Below are 16,228 nucleotides of genomic sequence, written 5' to 3'. Positions count from 1 at the left end.
GGTCGTGGACGGGTCCGCCGGTGCGCGGGCCCGTCCCGCACGGGCCGGGGACGCGAACCACCCGGGCACTCCCGGTATCCCATCCGGTATCGGTCCCCCCGAGTACTGAGGAGGCTCCTTGAGCCACGACGCGGTCGCCCTCCTGGCCGGTCCCCCCGACCGGCGCGCCCTCACCAAGGCCCTGGTCGCCGCCGGCCCCGACCTGCGGGTGCGGTTCTCGGCCGACGGAGCCGTGGTCGAACTGCTCGACTCCGAAGGCCGCCTGTTCGCCGCCATGCAGGCGGCCCAGCGGCTGGCCCTGTCCGCCGAGGCCGAGAGGCTCCTGGCCGACGGCATCGGCGACGACCTGCCCGCCCAGCCCTACTGGGTGGAGGCCCGCGGCGCCGAACTCGCGGGAGCCGACACCGCCGGAGCCGTCGGCCGCTTCGTCAGGAACCTCGTCGAGCGGCTCGGCGGGGCCGTGTGGGAGCCCGAGCCGCGGCTCGCCCGCGGCGACGCCTTTCTGGACGGCACCACCGACCACCCTGCCGTCACCACCCGCACCGACAGGGCCGTGGTCGTGGTCCAGGACCGCCCCCTCGTCCCGCTGTCCCCCTGGATCGTGGACGCGGTCGCCGTCCACGGGCGCGAGGGGCGGCGGCTCCAGGTCGTCACCCCCTCCACCAGCCGCATCACCCACGCCCTTCGCTCGGTCCTGGTCGACCCCACCGCGCGCTGGGTGGTCCAGGCACCCGACGGCGCCTACTTCGACGGCTTCTCCGGGGTCCCCCTCGTCTGGGACGAGCAGGAGGCCTTCGTCGTCGACCGGAGCGCCCGGGTGGAGGACGGGCCGCACGAGGCGTACCGCGCACCGGTCGGCGTCCCGGGCTCCCACCTGCTCGTCGAACTGCGCGTGGAGCACCCCGCGGGCCGCGCCCTCGTCCTGGGCTCCGCGGCCGAACTGCTCGCCGAGCGGCTGGGCGGCTCCCCTCCCTCGCTCTGGGGCACCAGCGAACCCCTGCCCCAGGCGTGGGACCGCGCGGTCGTGACGCGCCTGTGCCGCGAGCGCGCGCCCGGCCAGACCATGTTCGCGTTCACCGGCCCGCCCGAGAGCGTGCGCGGGGAGGGCGTCCTCCCCTTCAGCGGCATCCAGCGGGTGGTCCGTTCGGCGAGCGGGGTGCGCGAGAGCGTCTCGCTGGCCGTGGGCCGCCCCGCCGGGGAGGAGCCCGACCTGGACGTGCTGTCGTCGTTGGTCGCCGAACTCGCCGGGAGGGACGTCCTCCGGACCATGACGGTGCAGCGCGCCGCCGGGCGACCCGATCTCACCTATGAGCCCCGCTGGTCCGGATTCCCGCTGCCGGTCGGCCTGGCCGTCGGGGCGGAGGGCGTCTCGGAGATCGGCGCCGACCGGGCCCTGTCCGCGCCGGTGCGCGGGGTGCCGTTCGGGCCGCCGCTCACCCCCTCGGTCTGGTACCGGGTCGGGGACGGCACCGAGCCCGGCGCATGGGAACGCTTCCGCGGACTCATGGGCCATCTGCACCCGGACGGCGATCCCGCAGGTCCTCCCTCCGGGGGGACCTGACCGGTGCCCGCGCGACGCTTCGTCCCCCGATGGACGGCCAGGACCGCTGAGTCCCGTCTTCGGTAGGGTTCTCCCGAGCACGGGCGCCCCCGCCCCCACGCCCTCGTCTTCCCGCCCCTGCGCCGAGAGGAAAGCCGATGAGCCTTCGCGTCGTGCACCGGCCGACACGAACCGTCCATCCCACTCCGGTCCAGGACCCGCACGAGGTGGAGGCCCCGCCGACCCTCCCCGACGGCAAGGCCCAGGGCAACCCCCTGATGACCATCCTGCCCATGGTCGGCATGATGGCGTCGCTGACAATCATGATGGTCATGCGCAACCCGGCGTTCATGGCCCTGGGCGGCGTCGTCCTGGTCGTCGCCCTCCTCGCCGCCCTGGGCATGCTGTTCTCGCGGCGCGGCCAGGTCGCCCGTCAGCGCCGCAACCAGCGCGAGCTGTACCTCCAGTACCTGGAGGAGCTGCGGGAGGAGCTCGGCGGGTGGGAGCAGCGCACCCGCGCGCACGCCCGCCTGCTCGACCCGCCCCCCGAGGCCCTGTACGACGTCGTCCGCGACCCCACCCGCCTGTGGGAGCGCCGGCGCAGGCACCGCGACTTCCTCCGGGTGCGCGTGGGCAGCGGCCTGACCGAGGGCCGCCCCCTCCGCCTCGCCGAGCAGGGGACCGCCCTCACCCCCACCGACCCGTTCATGCTCTCCGAGGCGCAGGCGGCCATCCGCCGCTTCGAGTCCGTCCCGGAGATGCCGCTCACCCTCCCCCTGGACATGGCCGGGAACGTCAGCGTCATCGGTGAACGCGAGGACGTGATGCGCCTGGTCAGGTCGCTCGCCTCGCAGTTCGGCGCCTTCCACGCCCCCGAGGACGCCGGGCTGGCCGTGTCCTACCCGGCCGAGAACGCCGACGACTGGTCCTGGCTGCCGTGGCTGCCCCAGGCCCTCGACCCGCAGCGGCGCGAGGGCGGCGCCGCCGTCCGCCTCATCGCCCCGACCCCCGCCAAGCTCGGCGGACTCATCGCCGACGAGCTGCGCTCCCGCACCGACTTCGCGTCGGAGGTCCGCCGGGGCATGGGCAAGCGCGAGGCCTACCGGATGATGCGTCGCCTGCTGGTCATCCACGACACCCACGGCGAGGTGGCCGCCGAACTGGTGCGGCCGGACGAGGCCGTCGACCCGGCGGACCTCGGCGTCACCGTCCTGCACCTGGTGTCGCGCCAGGTCGACGAGCCCGGCGACGTGAACCTGCGGGTCACGGTCCGCGGCGACCAGGTGCGGATCGAGGAGCTGCGCGGCGCCGACCCGGTGGTCACCAGCGGCACCGTCGACGACGTCTCCGCCGCGACCCTGACCGGCCTGGCCCGCATGCTGGCCCCGCTCCGCCTGTCCCCGGAGTCGATCGAGGAGACCGCCCAGGAGGGCGGCAGCGTCGACTTCCCCGCGATGATGGGCGTGCAGGACCCCGGCGCCGTCGACGTGCAGCGGCTGTGGGCTCCGCGCAGCGAGCGGGCGTTCCTCCGCGTGCCGATCGGCGTGGACGACATGGGCCAGCCCGTGATCCTCGACCTCAAGGAGTCCGCGCAGCTGGGCATGGGCCCGCACGGCCTGTGTGTGGGCGCCACCGGTTCCGGCAAGAGCGAGATGCTGCGGACCCTCGTCCTGGCGCTGGCCGCCTCCCACCCGCCCGAGCGGGTGAGCATGGTCCTGGTCGACTACAAGGGCGGCGCCACGTTCGCCCCGTTCGAGGACATGCCGCACGTCGCCGGGGTGATCACCAACCTGGAGGACGACGCCGCGCTGATCGAGCGCGTGTACGCGAGCCTGTCCGGCGAGGTGCAGCGCCGCCAGCAGATGCTCCGCGACGCCGGCAACGTGTCCAACATCGGCGACTACACGTACAAGCGCGAGCACGACCCGAGCCTCCCGCCGCTGCCGCACCTGCTGGTGATCATCGACGAGTTCGGCGAACTGCTGACCGCCCGCCCCGACTTCATCGAGCTGTTCCTGTCCATCGGCCGCATCGGCCGGAGCATCGGCGTGCACCTCCTGCTGTCCAGCCAGCGCATCGAGGGCGGCAAACTGCGCGGCCTGGACACCTACCTCTCCTACCGGCTGGGTCTGCGGACCTTCTCCGAGGAGGAGAGCCGCACCGTCCTCAACACCCCGGACGCGTTCCACCTCCCGTCACTTCCGGGGTTCGGCTACCTGAAGGTCGACACCAGCGTCTACCAGCGGTTCAAGGCCGGGTACGTGTCCGGCGCCTACCGCGGCCCGGTGGCGGAGGAGGAGGTCACGGAGGGCACGCCGTCCGTGCGCCCGTACACCGCGTACAACGGCGAGGCCGAGCAGGACCCGGCCGCCGCGACCGGATCCGCCGGCGAGGACACACCGATGCCGACCCGGACGGTCGGCCCGACCCTGCTGGACGTGATGGTCGGCCAGTTCGGCCGCCACGGGGAGCGGACCCGGGAGATCTGGCTGCCCCCGCTGCCGTCCGCGACCACCCTGGACACGGTGGCGGGAGCACCGGAGGAGGGCGAACGGGGGCTGCGCCTGCCCGGCGCCCACGAGCCGATGCACGTCCCGGTCGGGGTACTGGACGACGCCGCCAAGCAGTGGCAGGGCGTGTGGAAGCTCGACCTGACCGCGTCCGGCGGCCACGCGGCCGTCATCGGCGGCCCGCAGAGCGGCAAGACGACACTGCTGCGCACCCTCGTGCTGTCGCTCGCCCTCACCCACACACCGGACCAGGTGACCGTGTACTGCCTGGACCTGATGGGCGGCGGCCTCCAGTCGCTGGCGTCGCTGCCCCACGTGGGCGGGGTGGCGGTGCGGACCGACAACGAGCGGGTCCGCCGCACCGTCGAGGAGATCCAGGGGATGCTGGAGCACCGGCAGACGGTGTTCCGCGACCGCGGGATCGACTCGGTCGCCCAGTTGCGCCGCATGCACTCCCGCGGCGAGGTCCCCGAGCTGGCCAGTGCCGACGTGGTGTTCTGCATCGACGGGTTCGGCGCCCTGCGCAAGGACTTCGAGGACATCGACCCGAAGGTCACCGACCTCCTCCAGCGCGGCGGCGGGTTCGGCGTCCACGTGGTGGCGGGCATGCTGCGCTGGAACGATGTCCGGATCGCCGCCCAGTCCAACTTCGGGCAGAAGGTGGAGCTGCACCTGAACGACTCGTCGGACTCCACGATCGACCGCAAGCTGTCGGAGACGATCAGCGCGAAGGCCCCCGGGCGCGTCCTCACGGACTCCGAGCTGTTCGGCCAGGTGGCGCTGCCCCGGATCGACGGGGTGGCGGACGGCGACAACCTGGGCGAGGTCGTGGAGAAGACCGTCCGGTCCGTGGACCAGGCCTGGCGGGGCAAGCGCGCCCCCAAGGTGCGCATCCTGCCGCACAGGCTGTCCGCCCGCACGCTGCCGACGGTCGAGTCGGAGCCGCGCACGGTGCCGATCGGCGTGGACGAGCGGGCCCTGGAGCCCGTCCTGCTGGACCTGTTCGACCGGGATCAGAACCTGCTGGTCCTGGGCGACGGCGAGTGCGGCAAGACCAACCTCCTGCGGCTCATCGCCGAGGGGATGGTGGAGCGCTACTCGTCGGACGAGGTGGTGTTCGCGGTCATGGACCCGCGGCGCACCCTGCGCAACGTGGTCCCGGAGGAGTACATGGGCGGCTACGCGAGCAGCCCGCGCGTGTGCGCCGGGCTGGCGGGCGGCGTGGCCAAGGAGGTGGAGGGCCGTCTGCCCGAGGACGGGGACGTCGACTCCCTGGAGCCCGGCTCGTTCAAGGGCCCGCGCATCGTGGTGCTCGCGGACGACTACGACGTCCTCACCACCGCGGGTCAGAAGCCGCTGGCCCCGTTCGTGCCGTTCGTGCCGAACGGACGCGACATCGGCCTGCACTTCGTGGTGGCCCGCCGGGTGGCGGGGTCGGGGCGCGGCATGTACGACCCGCTGGTGCAGGCGATGCGTGAGATCGGCACGAGCGCCCTGGTGATGTCGGGCGACCGGAGCGAGGGGCAGCTGCTGCCCCGGGTGTACGCGGCCCCCCAGCCCCCCGGCCGCGGCAAGTGGGTGACCCGCGGGGACACGGGACGGCTGATCCAGACGGCGGTGCGCGAGGCCCCGATCCCGGACCGGGCCTGACGCCCGCGGTGCCGGATCACGGCGGCCGGACCGGGAGCGCGTCCCGGCCCGGCCGTCCCGCCCCGGCACGGCGGTCCCCCGATCTCCCACGGCACCGGTGCCCGTTACATCCGGTCACGGGCGAAAACATCTGGATGGCCGCCGTCCGCAGCTGGTAGCTTCTCGCGATGAAGCGATTCGCAGGGTTTCTCGTCGGTGCCGGATTCGGCCTGGCGTTCGTTCTCGCCAACTCCGGTCCGCCGCTGCCCTCCGCGGTGGCACTCGTCCTCCGCGTCCTCGCGGTCGCCGCGCTGGTCGCCATCGTCGCCCTGGTCGTCTCGATCGGCCGCAGGCCCGTCGGAGAGCCGGGCCCCGACGCCCCGCGGATGCGGTTCGACGCGTTCTTCGCCGTGGTCCTGGTCGTCGAGGTCGTCGCGCTGGTCGGCGGGATCCAGGTGCTGAGGATGCTGGACGCGCCGATGCAGGCCAACGTCGCCTGGATCGCCCTCGTGGTCGGACTGCACTTCCTACCCCTGGCCCGGCACTGGCGGACCCGGTCGTTCGCGTACGCCGCCGCCACCATCTCCGCCCTCGGCCTCGCGGGGCTGGTGATGGCGTTCACCGGGTACCCGGAGTGGGTGCCCTTCGTGAGCGGCGTGGTCAACGGTGCGGGCATGCTCGCCGGGATCGTGGTCTCGCTCACCGCCTCCCACCGGCAGGCCGCGACGGCGCCCGTGGACGCCTGACCGCACCCTCGCCGCCCCCGTCGCACGGCACCGTGCGCGGGGCGCGGGCGCCGGCCGGGGGGACGGCCGGCACCTCAGGACATACCGCGCAGTCCGACGAGGAGGTCCGCCAGCGCCTCGGATGCCCCCTCGGGCGACGTCTCGCGCACCGTCCAGCCGCGCATGCCGGCGAGCCGCGCCACGTGCGCGAGGGCCGGGTCGGTGAGCAGGTAGCCGCAGGGAGCGTCCGGCCAGTCGGCCACCACGGGCAGCTGCTCGGACCGGTAGGCGGGCGGCTCGCCGGAGGGCGGGGCTGCGGGCTCCGCGCCGTCCGGGCTCTGCGAGCGGACGAGGTCCGCCCGGTTGGCGCTGCCCGGCTGGGGCAGGAACGCGTCCACCAGCACGTAGGCGAACACCGGGCGGTGGGCAGCCCGCTGCGCGGCGCCCACCGCGCCCAGCAGCGGCCCCGTCCCGCCCTCGGCGACCAGTGCCGTCGGCGCGTCGGGCGCGACCAGCCGGTTGATCTCCAGGCTGGCGCGTGCGACGTAGCGGGCCGCGTGCGGCGGGAGTTCGTCGCCGCCCACCTCGGGTCGGACGGCGGTCAGCCCGTGCCCGGGCAGACTCCGGGCCAGGTCGGGCAGGCGGGTGGCGGCGCCGAGGGGCGGGGGGAGGAGGACGGCGATCACGCGGTGCCGTCCCCCCTGGTCTCGTCGCGCACCCATGCCAGGTACGAGGGGTTCCCCCCGGTCACGGGCACGGCGACGACCTCGGGAACGTCGTAGGGGTGGATCCCGACGATGTGGGCGGTGAGGTCGTCGAGCCGGTCCGCGGCGGTCTTGGCGACCACCGTCCACTCCTCGTCGTGCTGGACCGCGCCCTCCCAGCGGTAGAAGCTGGTGATCGGCCCGCCCACCTGTGCGCACGCCGCGAGGCGGTGCTCGACGAGGGACCGCGCCACCCGTTCGGCGGCGTCCCTGGAATCGACGGTCGTCTCGACCCGGACGGTCTCGTGCTGCGGCATGGTCGCCCCCCGACCCGGACGCCGCGGTCCGGACCGCCCGACCGGGTGTTCTAGGCTCACTGATCATGAGCGAACGTGATGAACTCCTGCGTCAGATCAACAATAAGGCGGTCGTGCGCGGGAAGGTGACCCTGTCCTCCGGTCTGGAGGCGGACTACTACGTCGACCTGCGGCGGATCACCCTGGACGGGGAGGCCGCGCCGCTGGTCGGATCGGTCATGCTGGACAACGTCGCGGATCTGGAGTTCGACGCGGTGGGCGGCCTGACGCTGGGCGCGGACCCGGTCGCCACCGCGATGGTGCACGCCGCGCACGCGCGCGGCCGCAGGCTCGACGCCTTCGTGGTGCGCAAGTCGGGCAAGGCGCACGGCCTGCAGAAGCGGATCGAGGGTCCTGACGTGCGGGGGCGGCGCGTCCTCGCCCTGGAGGACACCTCGACCACGGGCGGTTCGGTGATGGCGGCCGTGGAGGCGCTGCGCGAGGAGGGCGCCGAGATCGTGGCGGTCGCGCTGATCCTGGACCGGGGCGCCCGCGAGCGGATCGCGGAGGAGGGCCTGGACTACCGGGCGGTGTACGACGTGTCCGACCTGGACGTGTAGCCCGGCCGTCCGTCGCCGGGGTGCCCGGCTCCGGCCGGGGACTCCCGGTTCGGGGCCGTCGGCGTCGGGAGCGGAGCCCGTCCGCCCGACGCCCGGGGGAGCCGTGGTCAGCCGTCTATCGTGAAGCTGTAGCCGGGTTCGCGGTCGGCGATGTCACGCGGGTTGCCGTTGACGAAGACGTCGACGGCGGCGGGTTCTCCTATGGTGACCTCGAGCCCGCCCTCGGCGCTCGCGTAGTTGACCGACTGGCCGTGGGTGACCTCCTGGTCGAGGAGGACGTCACCGCCGGGTACGCGGACGAAGACGTTGCTGGACTCGCCGGTGACACGGATGTGCAGCACACCCATGTTCTCCGGTTCCTCCGCTTCCGCCGCCGTTCCCGAGGCGTTGGCGCTCACTCCGGTGCCGGTGCCCGGGATGGAGCGGTACAAGAAGAATCCGCCGAGGGCCAGGAGCGTCACCAGGAGCACGACAGCCCCGACGATGGCCATCACCTGGCCAACGCCGCGAGGGTCATTCCTATGCCTTCCCACGGCGTTGAATGTAGCGTGTATCACGACAAAAAGCGACAGTGATCAGCCTTCTGTCCTGGGCTTCCCATGATGCGTTCATATTCGACCGTCGAACGCACAACTTTTCACACCGATCGCTCGGGCCCGGAATCGCCCACCCCGCCAGCTGCGAGGACGCCGACACCCTCGGACAATTTGGTCTAGACCTTTTCAAGAGCTCCGTGAATTCGGGATACTTGGGTGACACCTGGTGGACACGTCCGGACGCACGGCCCTCCCCATGGGCCTTCCTCCGCGCTCCGGCCCCCACCGGGAACGCACGTGGGGTGCCGTCGGCACGAGACCGGCGGCCGCTCGCTCCAGGCCGAATCCAGGGAGAGTCAAGCCATGCCCATCGCCAGTCCCGAGGTCTACACCGAGATGCTCAGCCGCGCGAAGTCCGAGGGCTTCGCCTACCCGGCGATCAACGTGACCTCCAGCCAGACGCTGCACGCCGCCCTGCGCGGCTTCGCCGAGGCCGAGAGCGACGGCATCGTCCAGATTTCGACGGGCGGAGCCGAGTTCCTCTCCGGCGCCTCGATCAAGGACATGGTCACCGGTTCGGTCGCCTTCGCCGAGTTCGCCCGCGTCGTGGCCGACAAGTACCCGGTGAACGTCGCCCTCCACACCGACCACTGCCCGAAGAACAAGCTCGACGCCTTCGTCCGTCCGCTCCTGGAGATCTCCAAGGAGCGCGTGGCCAAGGGCCAGGAGCCGCTGTTCCAGTCCCACATGTGGGACGGCTCGGCCGTCGAGCTGGAGGAGAACCTCCAGATCGCCGAGGAGCTGCTGGCGGCGTCCAAGGCGGCCCGCACGATCCTGGAGATCGAGGTCGGCGTGGTCGGCGGCGAGGAGGACGGCATCGTCGGCGAGATCAACGAGAAGCTCTACACCACCCCGGCCGACGCCCTGCGTACCGCCGAGGTGCTGGGCCTGGGCGAGAAGGGCTACTACCTGACGGCCCTGACCTTCGGCAACGTGCACGGCTCCTACAAGCCGGGCTTCGTCAAGCTGCGTCCCGAGGTGCTCAAGAACGCGCAGGAGGCCATCGCCGAGAAGCACGGCAAGGCCCAGGCGTTCGACTTCGTCTTCCACGGCGGCTCGGGCTCCAGCATCGAGGAGATCCACGAGGCCATCGGCTACGGCGTCGTGAAGATGAACATCGACACCGACACCCAGTACGCGTACACGCGCCCGGTGGTCGACCACATCCTGAAGAACTACGACGGCGTGCTGAAGATCGACGGCGAGATCGGCAGCAAGAAGGTCTACGACCCGCGCTCCTACGGCAAGGCCGGCGAGGTCGGCATGGCCAACCGCGTGGCGGAGGCCGCCCAGCAGCTCAAGTCGGCGGGCAACAAGATGAAGTAGGGGTCCGTCGCCCGCCGCCGCGGCGGGCACGACCCGGCGCACGGTGCCCGGCGGCCGTTCACGGCAGCCGGGCGCCGTGCGTCACGGCACCGGGCCGTGCCGCGCCCTCCGCGCCGTGCCGCGCCCTCCTGAGCCCGCCCCCGGACATCCGCCCTGTGGACGACCCGGAGACGTGCCCCGACCGGGGCATCCTGAGGGTCCGGACCGGAGGAGGGGCGGATGCGCGACGTCGTGGGAGGCACCGTGAGGGGTGTCGTACCGGTGGCAGGATGGGGTCATGAACCTGCACCAGAACCTGCTCAACGAGCCGCCCGAGACGCGTCTGGCCGACAACCCCGAGGCCCGGGAGGCCCTGGCCGCGGCGGACGACCCCACTCCGGTCGCGGGACGCTTCCCCGAGTACTCGGCCGCGTGGGCGCGACTGGCCGAGCTGGCCCTGGCCGACGGCGAGCCCGTCGCCGCCTACGCCTACGCCCGCACCGGCTACCACCGCGGACTGGACCAGCTGCGCCGCTCCGGCTGGAAGGGCCACGGCCCGATCCCGTGGGAGCACGAGCCCAACCGGGGCTTCCTGCGTGCACTGCACGCCCTGAGCAAGGCCTCCGAGCAGATCGGAGACGCCGAGGAGTCGGAGCGCTGCGCCACCTTCCTGCGCGAATCCAGCGCCGAGGCCGCCAAGGCCCTCAACGCCTGACCCACTGCCGCCGGGGTCCCGCGCGGACCCCGGCGGTGAGGGCGGCCCGGCCGCGGGCCCTGCCCCGAGCCGGGCGGCTCTCTCCGCCCCGCGGTCGGCACCTCGGGGCGGGGCGTCGGTCCGCCCCGGCGCTCCTGCCCGAGGCCGACCGTCGGAGCGACCGCCCTCAGGAGCGCGGAGCGGCCGCGTAGAGGCCGACCAGCCGGGCCAGGTGGGCTCCGGCGATCCGCAGCGGCGCCTCGTCCCGCGCGACCTGGGCCGCCATCTCGGCGCCCTCCAGGGTGCTGATCACGGTGTACGCCAGTTCCCGGGCGTCGTCCCCGGCGAAGCCGTGCTCCCGCAGCCGCTCGGCCACCAGGCTGCGCCAGTGTGTGAAGGCCTCGTCCGCGGCACGCCGGATGTCGGGCACGCTGCCCGTCACGCCCAGGGCCGTGGAGGCCACGGGGCACCCGTCCGCCCAGTCGGACTCGCGCATCCCCTCGGCCAGGCTCCGGGCGCAGGCGGCGATCCCGTCGGCCGGGTCCTCGGCCGCCGCGAGGCAGCGGGCCAGCTCTTCCGCGAACTCCCTCTCCCCGTGCCGGATCGCGGCGACCGCCAACTCCTTCTTCCCGCCGGGGAAGAAGTGGTACACCGAGCCGAGCGTCGCAGCGGCCCCCGCGGCGATCTGCTTGACGCCGGTGCCCGAATAGCCCTGTCGCTGCATCAGCCGTGACGTCGCCACGACGATCCGTTCACGGGTGCCGGGCCCGGCGTCCCCTTCGTCGTCGCTCTCGTGTCGCGCGTTGGTTGTCACCCCCGCACTTTAGCGAATAGAACGCTCGTTCTAGAGCCGTGCTATGTTTTCGCCACTAGATAGAACGTTCGCTCTAGAAAGGGGCACGCATGGAGACCCAGCAGGAGCCGGCGGGAGTGACCGTGATCGGCTTGGGCCCGATGGGGCGGGCCATGGCCGCGGCCTTCCTCGATCGCGGACACCCCGTCACCGTGTGGAACCGCACGGCCGCCCGCGCGGACGGCCTCGTGGCCAGGGGCGCGGTACGGGCCGCGGACGTCGGGGAGGCACTGGCCGCGAACGAGGTGGTCGTACTCAGCCTCACCGACCACGCCGCGATGTACGCCCTCCTCGGACCCGCGGCCCCCGCCCTCCACGGCCGCGTGATCGTCAACCTCGGCTCCGACACCCCGGAGCGCGCCAGGGAGGCGGCGCGCTGGCTCACCGGCCACGGCGCGCACCACCTGACCGGGGGCGTCCAGAGCGACCCGTCGGGCATCGGCTCCCCCGGGTCCTCCACCTTCTACAGCGGCCCCGAGGAGGTGTTCCGACTCCACCGGGGGACGCTGCGGGTCCTCACCGACACCACCTACCTGGGCGAGGACCCGGGACTGGCCGCGCTGTACTACCAGCTCCAGATGAACCTCTTCTGGACCTCCCTGCTCGGCTGGCTCCAGACCCTGGCCATGGCCGGGGCACACGGCATCACAGCCGCGGACCTGCTCCCGCACACCGAGACGGAGTCCCTCGCGGCCATGTTCCGGTACTACTCGCCGCGGATCGACGCGGACGACCACACCGGCGGCGCCGAACGGCTCTCCATGGAGGTCGCCAGCGTCGGACACGTCGTCGCCACCGCGGCGGAGGCCGGTGTGGACACCACCCTGCCGTCGGCCCTCCTCGCGCTCTCGCGCCGGGGGTTGGACGCGGGCTACGCCGAGTCCAGCTTCACCAGCCTGGTGCGGATCCTGGCGAAGCCCTCCGACGCGCGGGACGTCCCGCCCCCCGCCCGGGAGGTGCGGGCCTGGGAATGAGCCCCGGTCAGGAGGCCAGGGCGGAGCTCCGCGCCGGTGTCCGGCTCCGGCCCGGCCGGCTCCCCGCGGGCGGCCGGGCCCCTCCGGCCGCCGGGAAGGGCGGCCCGGCCGGCGTCGGGGCGTGTGGCGAAGGTGCCACAGCGCCCCACTTAACCCGGATGCGCAGGTCGTGTACGCTCAATACGCAACGGCCCCTGTCGCTGCCTTGCGCCAGGGGTTCATCCATGTTCGGGGTGGAACCCCGGCCAGGTGTCGAGCGAAAAGGTAGAGATCCAGATGCCGGCGATCACGCTCGTGGGTGCCCAGTGGGGCGACGAGGGCAAGGGCAAGGCGACCGACCTCGTCGGCGACCGCGTGGACTACGTGGTGCGCTACCAGGGCGGCAACAACGCCGGCCACACCGTCGTCATCGGCGACAAGAAGTACGCGCTCCACCTGCTCCCGTCGGGCATCCTGTCCCCCAACGTGGTGCCGGTGATCGCCAACGGCGTCGTCATCGACCCGGGCGTCCTCCTGGAGGAGCTCCGCGGCCTCGACGAACGCGGCGTGGACACGTCCCGCCTGCTCATCTCGGCCAACGCGCACCTGATCATGCCCTACCACCGGGCCCTCGACAAGGTCAGCGAGCGCTTCCTCGGCAAGGGCAAGATCGGCACCACCGGTCGCGGCATCGGCCCGACCTACGCCGACAAGGTCTCCCGCCAGGGCGTGCGCGTCCAGGACATGTTCGACCCGTCGATCCTGCGCAAGAAGATCGAGCTGGCGCTGCACGACAAGAACCAGCTGCTCACCAAGGTGTACAACCGGCGCGGTCTGGAGGCCGAGCCGATCATCGAGGAGTACCTCGGCTACGCCGAGCAGCTGCGCCCGTACGTCGCCGACACCTCGCTGATCCTCAACAAGGCGCTCGACGAGGGCAAGACCGTCTACCTCGAGGGCTCCCAGGGCACGCTGCTGGACATCGACCACGGCACCTACCCCTTCGTGACCTCCTCCTCGCCCACCTCGGGCGGCGCGGCCGCGGGTTCGGGCATCGGCCCCACCCGCATCACCAAGGTCGTGGGCATCCTCAAGGCCTACACGACCCGTGTCGGCTCCGGCCCCTTCCCCACCGAACTGCTCGACGAGCAGGGCGAGTGGCTGCGCACGCAGGGCGGCGAGTACGGCGTGACCACCGGGCGCAACCGCCGCTGCGGCTGGTTCGACGCGCCCATCGCGCGCTACGCCACCCGCATCAACGGCATCACCGACTTCTTCCTCACCAAGCTCGACGTGCTCACCGGTCTGGAGCGCATCCCGGTGTGCGTCGCCTACGAGGTCGACGGGGTCCGCCACGACGAGATCCCGATGACCCAGACCGACTTCCACCACGCGAAGCCCGTCTACGAGTACTTCGACGGCTGGTCCGAGGACATCACCGGCGTCCGCGAATTCGACGAACTCCCCAAGAACGCGCAGGCCTACGTGCGTACCCTGGAGGAGATGGCGGGCGCCCCCGTCTCCGCCATCGGTGTCGGCCCCGGCCGAGACGAGACGCTCCAGCTGCGTTCCCTGGTCTGACCCCGCCCGTCCGCCTTCAACACGAAGAGGCCCCCTGTAGTGAAAGCCCTCGTTCTCGGCGGCGGAGGCCGCGAGCACGCACTCGTCCGCGCCCTCTCCCTGGACCCGGGTGTCACCGGCATCCACAGCGCGCCCGGCAACCCGGGAATCTCCGAGCTGGCCGAGAACCACGTCATCAACGTGACCGACGGTCTCGCCGTGACGGAGCTGGCCGCGCGCATCCGCGCCGAGCTGGTCGTCATCGGCCCGGAGGCCCCGCTGGTCGCCGGCGTGGCCGACGCCCTGCGCGAGCGGGGCATCCCCGTGTTCGGCCCCGACCAGGAGGCCGCTCGGCTGGAGGGCTCCAAGGCGTTCGCCAAGGAGGTCATGGAGGCGGCGGGCGTTCCCACCGCCAAGGCGCGCGTGTGCCGCTCCGCGAGCCAGGTCTCCGAGGCGCTCGACGAGTTCGGCGCCCCGTACGTGGTCAAGAACGACGGTCTCGCCGCGGGCAAGGGCGTCGTGGTGACGGACGACCGCGCCCTCGCCGAGCAGCACGCCAGGGAGTGCGGCCGCGTGGTCATCGAGGAGTTCCTCGACGGCCCCGAGGTCTCCCTCTTCGTGCTGAGCGACGGCGTGCACGCGCTGCCGCTGCTGCCCGCGCAGGACTTCAAGCGCGCCTACGACGGCGACCAGGGCCCCAACACCGGCGGCATGGGCGCCTACGCGCCGCTGCCGTGGGCTCCGGCGGGCCTCGTGGACGAGGTGATGGAGTCGGTCGTGCGGCCGACCCTCGCCGAGATGAACCGGCGCGGCACCCGCTACCAGGGCCTCCTCTACGTGGGTCTGGCGCTCACGTCGCAGGGCCCGCGCGTGGTCGAGTTCAACGCGCGGTTCGGCGACCCGGAGACCCAGGTGGTCCTCGACCGGCTCGCCACCCCGATCGGCGCGGTCCTCCAGGCCACCGACACGGCCGGGCTGGGCGGCATCGGCTCCCTGCAGTGGAAGTCGGGCGCGGCCGTCACCGTGGTGGTCGCCGCGGAGAACTACCCGGGCGACCCGGCCAAGGGCGATGTGATCGGCGGCCTGGCCGCCGCCAACGCGCTGGAGGGCGCGTACGTCCTGCACGCGGGCACCGCGTGGGAGGGCACCGACGGCGTCAAGGCGAACGGCGGCCGAGTCCTCAACGTGGTCGGCACAGGCTCCGACCTGCGCCAGGCACGCGAGCGGGCGTACGAGGCGGCGTCCCGGATCGAGCTCCGCGGCTCGTTCTACCGCACCGACATCGCCGAACGCGCCGCAGCCGAGCTGTAGAAGGACCGGAGAACCCACATGAGCGGCTTCGTCGTCACCCCTGAACCAGTCCGCGTCGAAGGGCTCACCCACCTGCACACCGGCAAGGTGCGCGACCTGTACGCGGCGGCGGACGGCAGTCTGGTGATGGTGGCCAGCGACCGCGTGTCGGCGTACGACTGGGTGCTGCCCACCGTGATCCCGGGCAAGGGGCGCCTGCTCACCCAGCTGTCCCTGTGGTGGTTCGAGCAGCTGCGCGACCTCGTTCCCGACCACGTCCTGTCCGACGTCCCTCCGGAGGGGGCCCCGGCCGACTGGGCGGGGAGGACCCTGGTGTGCCGCCGGCTGGACATGGTCCCGGTGGAGTGCGTGGCACGCGGCTACCTGACCGGTTCCGGCCTGGCCGAGTACCGGGTGGACGGCACGGTGTGCGGGGTGCCGCTCCCCGACGGGCTCGTCGACGGCTCGGAGCTGCCCGAACCGATCTTCACCCCGGCGACCAAGGCCGAGGTCGGCGACCACGACGAGAACGTGTCGTTCGAGGTCGTGGCGGACCGGCACGGGGCCTCCCTGGCCGCCGAGCTGCGCGACCTCACCCTGCGGGTCTACCGGCGCGGCCGGGAGCTCGCGAGGGAGCGCGGCGTCCTCCTCGCCGACACCAAGTTCGAGTTCGGCCGGGACGCCGACGGCGCCCTGGTGCTGGCCGACGAGGTGTTCACCCCCGACTCCTCCCGCTACTGGCCCGCGGACTCGTGGGCTCCGGGGCGCCCGCAGACCTCCTTCGACAAGCAGGTCCTGCGGGACTGGCTGTCCTCACCCGAGTCGGGGTGGGACCGGGCGTCGGAGACCCCGCCGCCCGCGCTTCCCGAGCACGTGGTGGAACGCACGCTGGGGCGCTACACGGAGATCTACGAGCGCCTGACCGGCCGGAAGCCCAGCCTCTGAGCCAGGAC

Annotated in this window: 14 protein-coding genes; 10 read left to right on the top strand and 4 right to left on the bottom strand. The window is 72.7% G+C overall.

All coding sequences use genetic code 11. The features are described from left to right. The first annotated feature begins 118 nt into the window (after positions 1-118). From Q8791_RS18485 to Q8791_RS18475, 3 genes are all read left to right on the top strand, one after another. A complete protein-coding gene (locus tag Q8791_RS18485) occupies positions 119-1,561 on the top strand; it encodes a DUF6177 family protein (RefSeq protein ID WP_330092983.1) in 1,443 nt (480 codons plus the stop codon). Positions 1,562-1,698: 137 nt separating this feature from the next. Next, a complete protein-coding gene (gene eccCa / locus Q8791_RS18480) occupies positions 1,699-5,700 on the top strand; it encodes a type VII secretion protein EccCa (protein WP_330092982.1) in 4,002 nt (1,333 codons plus the stop codon). 167 nt (positions 5,701-5,867) lie between these two features. After that, entirely contained in the window at positions 5,868-6,425 is a 558-nt protein-coding gene (locus Q8791_RS18475) for a hypothetical protein (RefSeq protein WP_330092981.1), read from the top strand. 74 nt (positions 6,426-6,499) lie between these two features. On the opposite strand, the gene Q8791_RS18470 is transcribed toward Q8791_RS18475, so the two are convergent. Both Q8791_RS18470 and cutA read right to left on the bottom strand, forming a co-directional pair. Further along, positions 6,500-7,090 (bottom strand): hypothetical protein, encoded by a 591-nt coding sequence (locus Q8791_RS18470; RefSeq protein ID WP_330092980.1) that lies wholly within the window; start codon positions 7,088-7,090, stop codon positions 6,500-6,502. Further along, on the bottom strand, positions 7,087-7,425 hold the full coding sequence (gene cutA, locus Q8791_RS18465; RefSeq protein WP_330092979.1) for a divalent-cation tolerance protein CutA: 339 nt from the start codon (positions 7,423-7,425) through the stop codon (positions 7,087-7,089). Before cutA ends, Q8791_RS18470 begins: the two co-directional genes overlap by 4 nt. Before the next feature lie 65 nt (positions 7,426-7,490). On the opposite strand from cutA, the gene pyrE reads away from it, so the two are divergent. Beyond that, complete coding sequence (pyrE, locus tag Q8791_RS18460; RefSeq protein ID WP_330092978.1) at positions 7,491-8,024, top strand: orotate phosphoribosyltransferase; 534 nt, start codon at positions 7,491-7,493, stop codon at positions 8,022-8,024. 107 nt (positions 8,025-8,131) lie between these two features. Here the strand turns inward: pyrE and Q8791_RS18455 are convergent, their stop codons facing one another. After that, positions 8,132-8,515 (bottom strand): RodZ domain-containing protein, encoded by a 384-nt coding sequence (locus tag Q8791_RS18455; RefSeq protein ID WP_330092977.1) that lies wholly within the window; start codon positions 8,513-8,515, stop codon positions 8,132-8,134. A gap of 408 nt (positions 8,516-8,923) precedes the next feature. Here Q8791_RS18455 and fbaA point away from each other — a divergent pair, with 408 nt between their 5' ends. Then, positions 8,924-9,946 carry a class II fructose-bisphosphate aldolase gene (gene fbaA, locus Q8791_RS18450; RefSeq protein WP_330092976.1) on the top strand — a complete coding sequence of 341 codons (1,023 nt, stop codon included), beginning with the start codon at positions 8,924-8,926 and terminating at the stop codon, positions 9,944-9,946. Between the two features lie 277 nt (positions 9,947-10,223). Further along, positions 10,224-10,640 (top strand): DUF3151 domain-containing protein, encoded by a 417-nt coding sequence (locus Q8791_RS18445; protein WP_330092975.1) that lies wholly within the window; start codon positions 10,224-10,226, stop codon positions 10,638-10,640. Positions 10,641-10,806: 166 nt separating this feature from the next. On the opposite strand, the gene Q8791_RS18440 is transcribed toward Q8791_RS18445, so the two are convergent. After that, on the bottom strand, positions 10,807-11,433 hold the full coding sequence (locus Q8791_RS18440; protein ID WP_330092974.1) for a TetR/AcrR family transcriptional regulator: 627 nt from the start codon (positions 11,431-11,433) through the stop codon (positions 10,807-10,809). A gap of 89 nt (positions 11,434-11,522) precedes the next feature. Between Q8791_RS18440 and Q8791_RS18435 the strand changes: the two genes are divergently transcribed. The 4 genes from Q8791_RS18435 to Q8791_RS18420 all read left to right on the top strand — a co-directional run bounded on the left by Q8791_RS18435 (position 11,523) and on the right by Q8791_RS18420 (position 16,220). Next, positions 11,523-12,446 (top strand): NAD(P)-dependent oxidoreductase, encoded by a 924-nt coding sequence (locus Q8791_RS18435; RefSeq protein ID WP_330092973.1) that lies wholly within the window; start codon positions 11,523-11,525, stop codon positions 12,444-12,446. Positions 12,447-12,722: 276 nt separating this feature from the next. Then, a complete protein-coding gene (locus tag Q8791_RS18430) occupies positions 12,723-14,006 on the top strand; it encodes an adenylosuccinate synthase (RefSeq protein ID WP_330092972.1) in 1,284 nt (427 codons plus the stop codon). A 39-nt stretch (positions 14,007-14,045) separates the two neighbouring features. Further along, complete coding sequence (purD, locus tag Q8791_RS18425; protein WP_330092971.1) at positions 14,046-15,296, top strand: phosphoribosylamine--glycine ligase; 1,251 nt, start codon at positions 14,046-14,048, stop codon at positions 15,294-15,296. Positions 15,297-15,314: 18 nt separating this feature from the next. Continuing rightward, entirely contained in the window at positions 15,315-16,220 is a 906-nt protein-coding gene (locus Q8791_RS18420) for a phosphoribosylaminoimidazolesuccinocarboxamide synthase (RefSeq protein ID WP_330092970.1), read from the top strand. The last annotated feature ends 8 nt before the right edge of the window (positions 16,221-16,228 follow it).

Origin of the sequence: Nocardiopsis codii (genome assembly GCF_036327455.1) — a bacterium.
GTDB lineage: Bacteria > Actinomycetota > Actinomycetes > Streptosporangiales > Streptosporangiaceae > Nocardiopsis > Nocardiopsis codii.
This window is presented reverse-complemented; position numbering and strand designations above follow the sequence as displayed.

What these genes read in the sequence shown, in the direction of transcription:
- eccCa (WP_330092982.1), top strand. Translation starts at nt 1,699, where the DNA reads ATGAGCCTTCGCGTCGTGCACCGGCCGACACGAACCGTCCATCCCACT.
- Q8791_RS18475 (WP_330092981.1), top strand. Translation starts at nt 5,868, where the DNA reads ATGAAGCGATTCGCAGGGTTTCTCGTCGGTGCCGGATTCGGCCTGGCG.
- cutA (WP_330092979.1), bottom strand. Translation starts at nt 7,425, where the DNA reads ATGCCGCAGCACGAGACCGTCCGGGTCGAGACGACCGTCGATTCCAGG.
- pyrE (WP_330092978.1), top strand. Translation starts at nt 7,491, where the DNA reads ATGAGCGAACGTGATGAACTCCTGCGTCAGATCAACAATAAGGCGGTC.
- Q8791_RS18455 (WP_330092977.1), bottom strand. Translation starts at nt 8,515, where the DNA reads ATGGCCATCGTCGGGGCTGTCGTGCTCCTGGTGACGCTCCTGGCCCTC.
- fbaA (WP_330092976.1), top strand. Translation starts at nt 8,924, where the DNA reads ATGCCCATCGCCAGTCCCGAGGTCTACACCGAGATGCTCAGCCGCGCG.
- Q8791_RS18445 (WP_330092975.1), top strand. Translation starts at nt 10,224, where the DNA reads ATGAACCTGCACCAGAACCTGCTCAACGAGCCGCCCGAGACGCGTCTG.
- Q8791_RS18435 (WP_330092973.1), top strand. Translation starts at nt 11,523, where the DNA reads ATGGAGACCCAGCAGGAGCCGGCGGGAGTGACCGTGATCGGCTTGGGC.
- Q8791_RS18430 (WP_330092972.1), top strand. Translation starts at nt 12,723, where the DNA reads ATGCCGGCGATCACGCTCGTGGGTGCCCAGTGGGGCGACGAGGGCAAG.
- Q8791_RS18420 (WP_330092970.1), top strand. Translation starts at nt 15,315, where the DNA reads ATGAGCGGCTTCGTCGTCACCCCTGAACCAGTCCGCGTCGAAGGGCTC.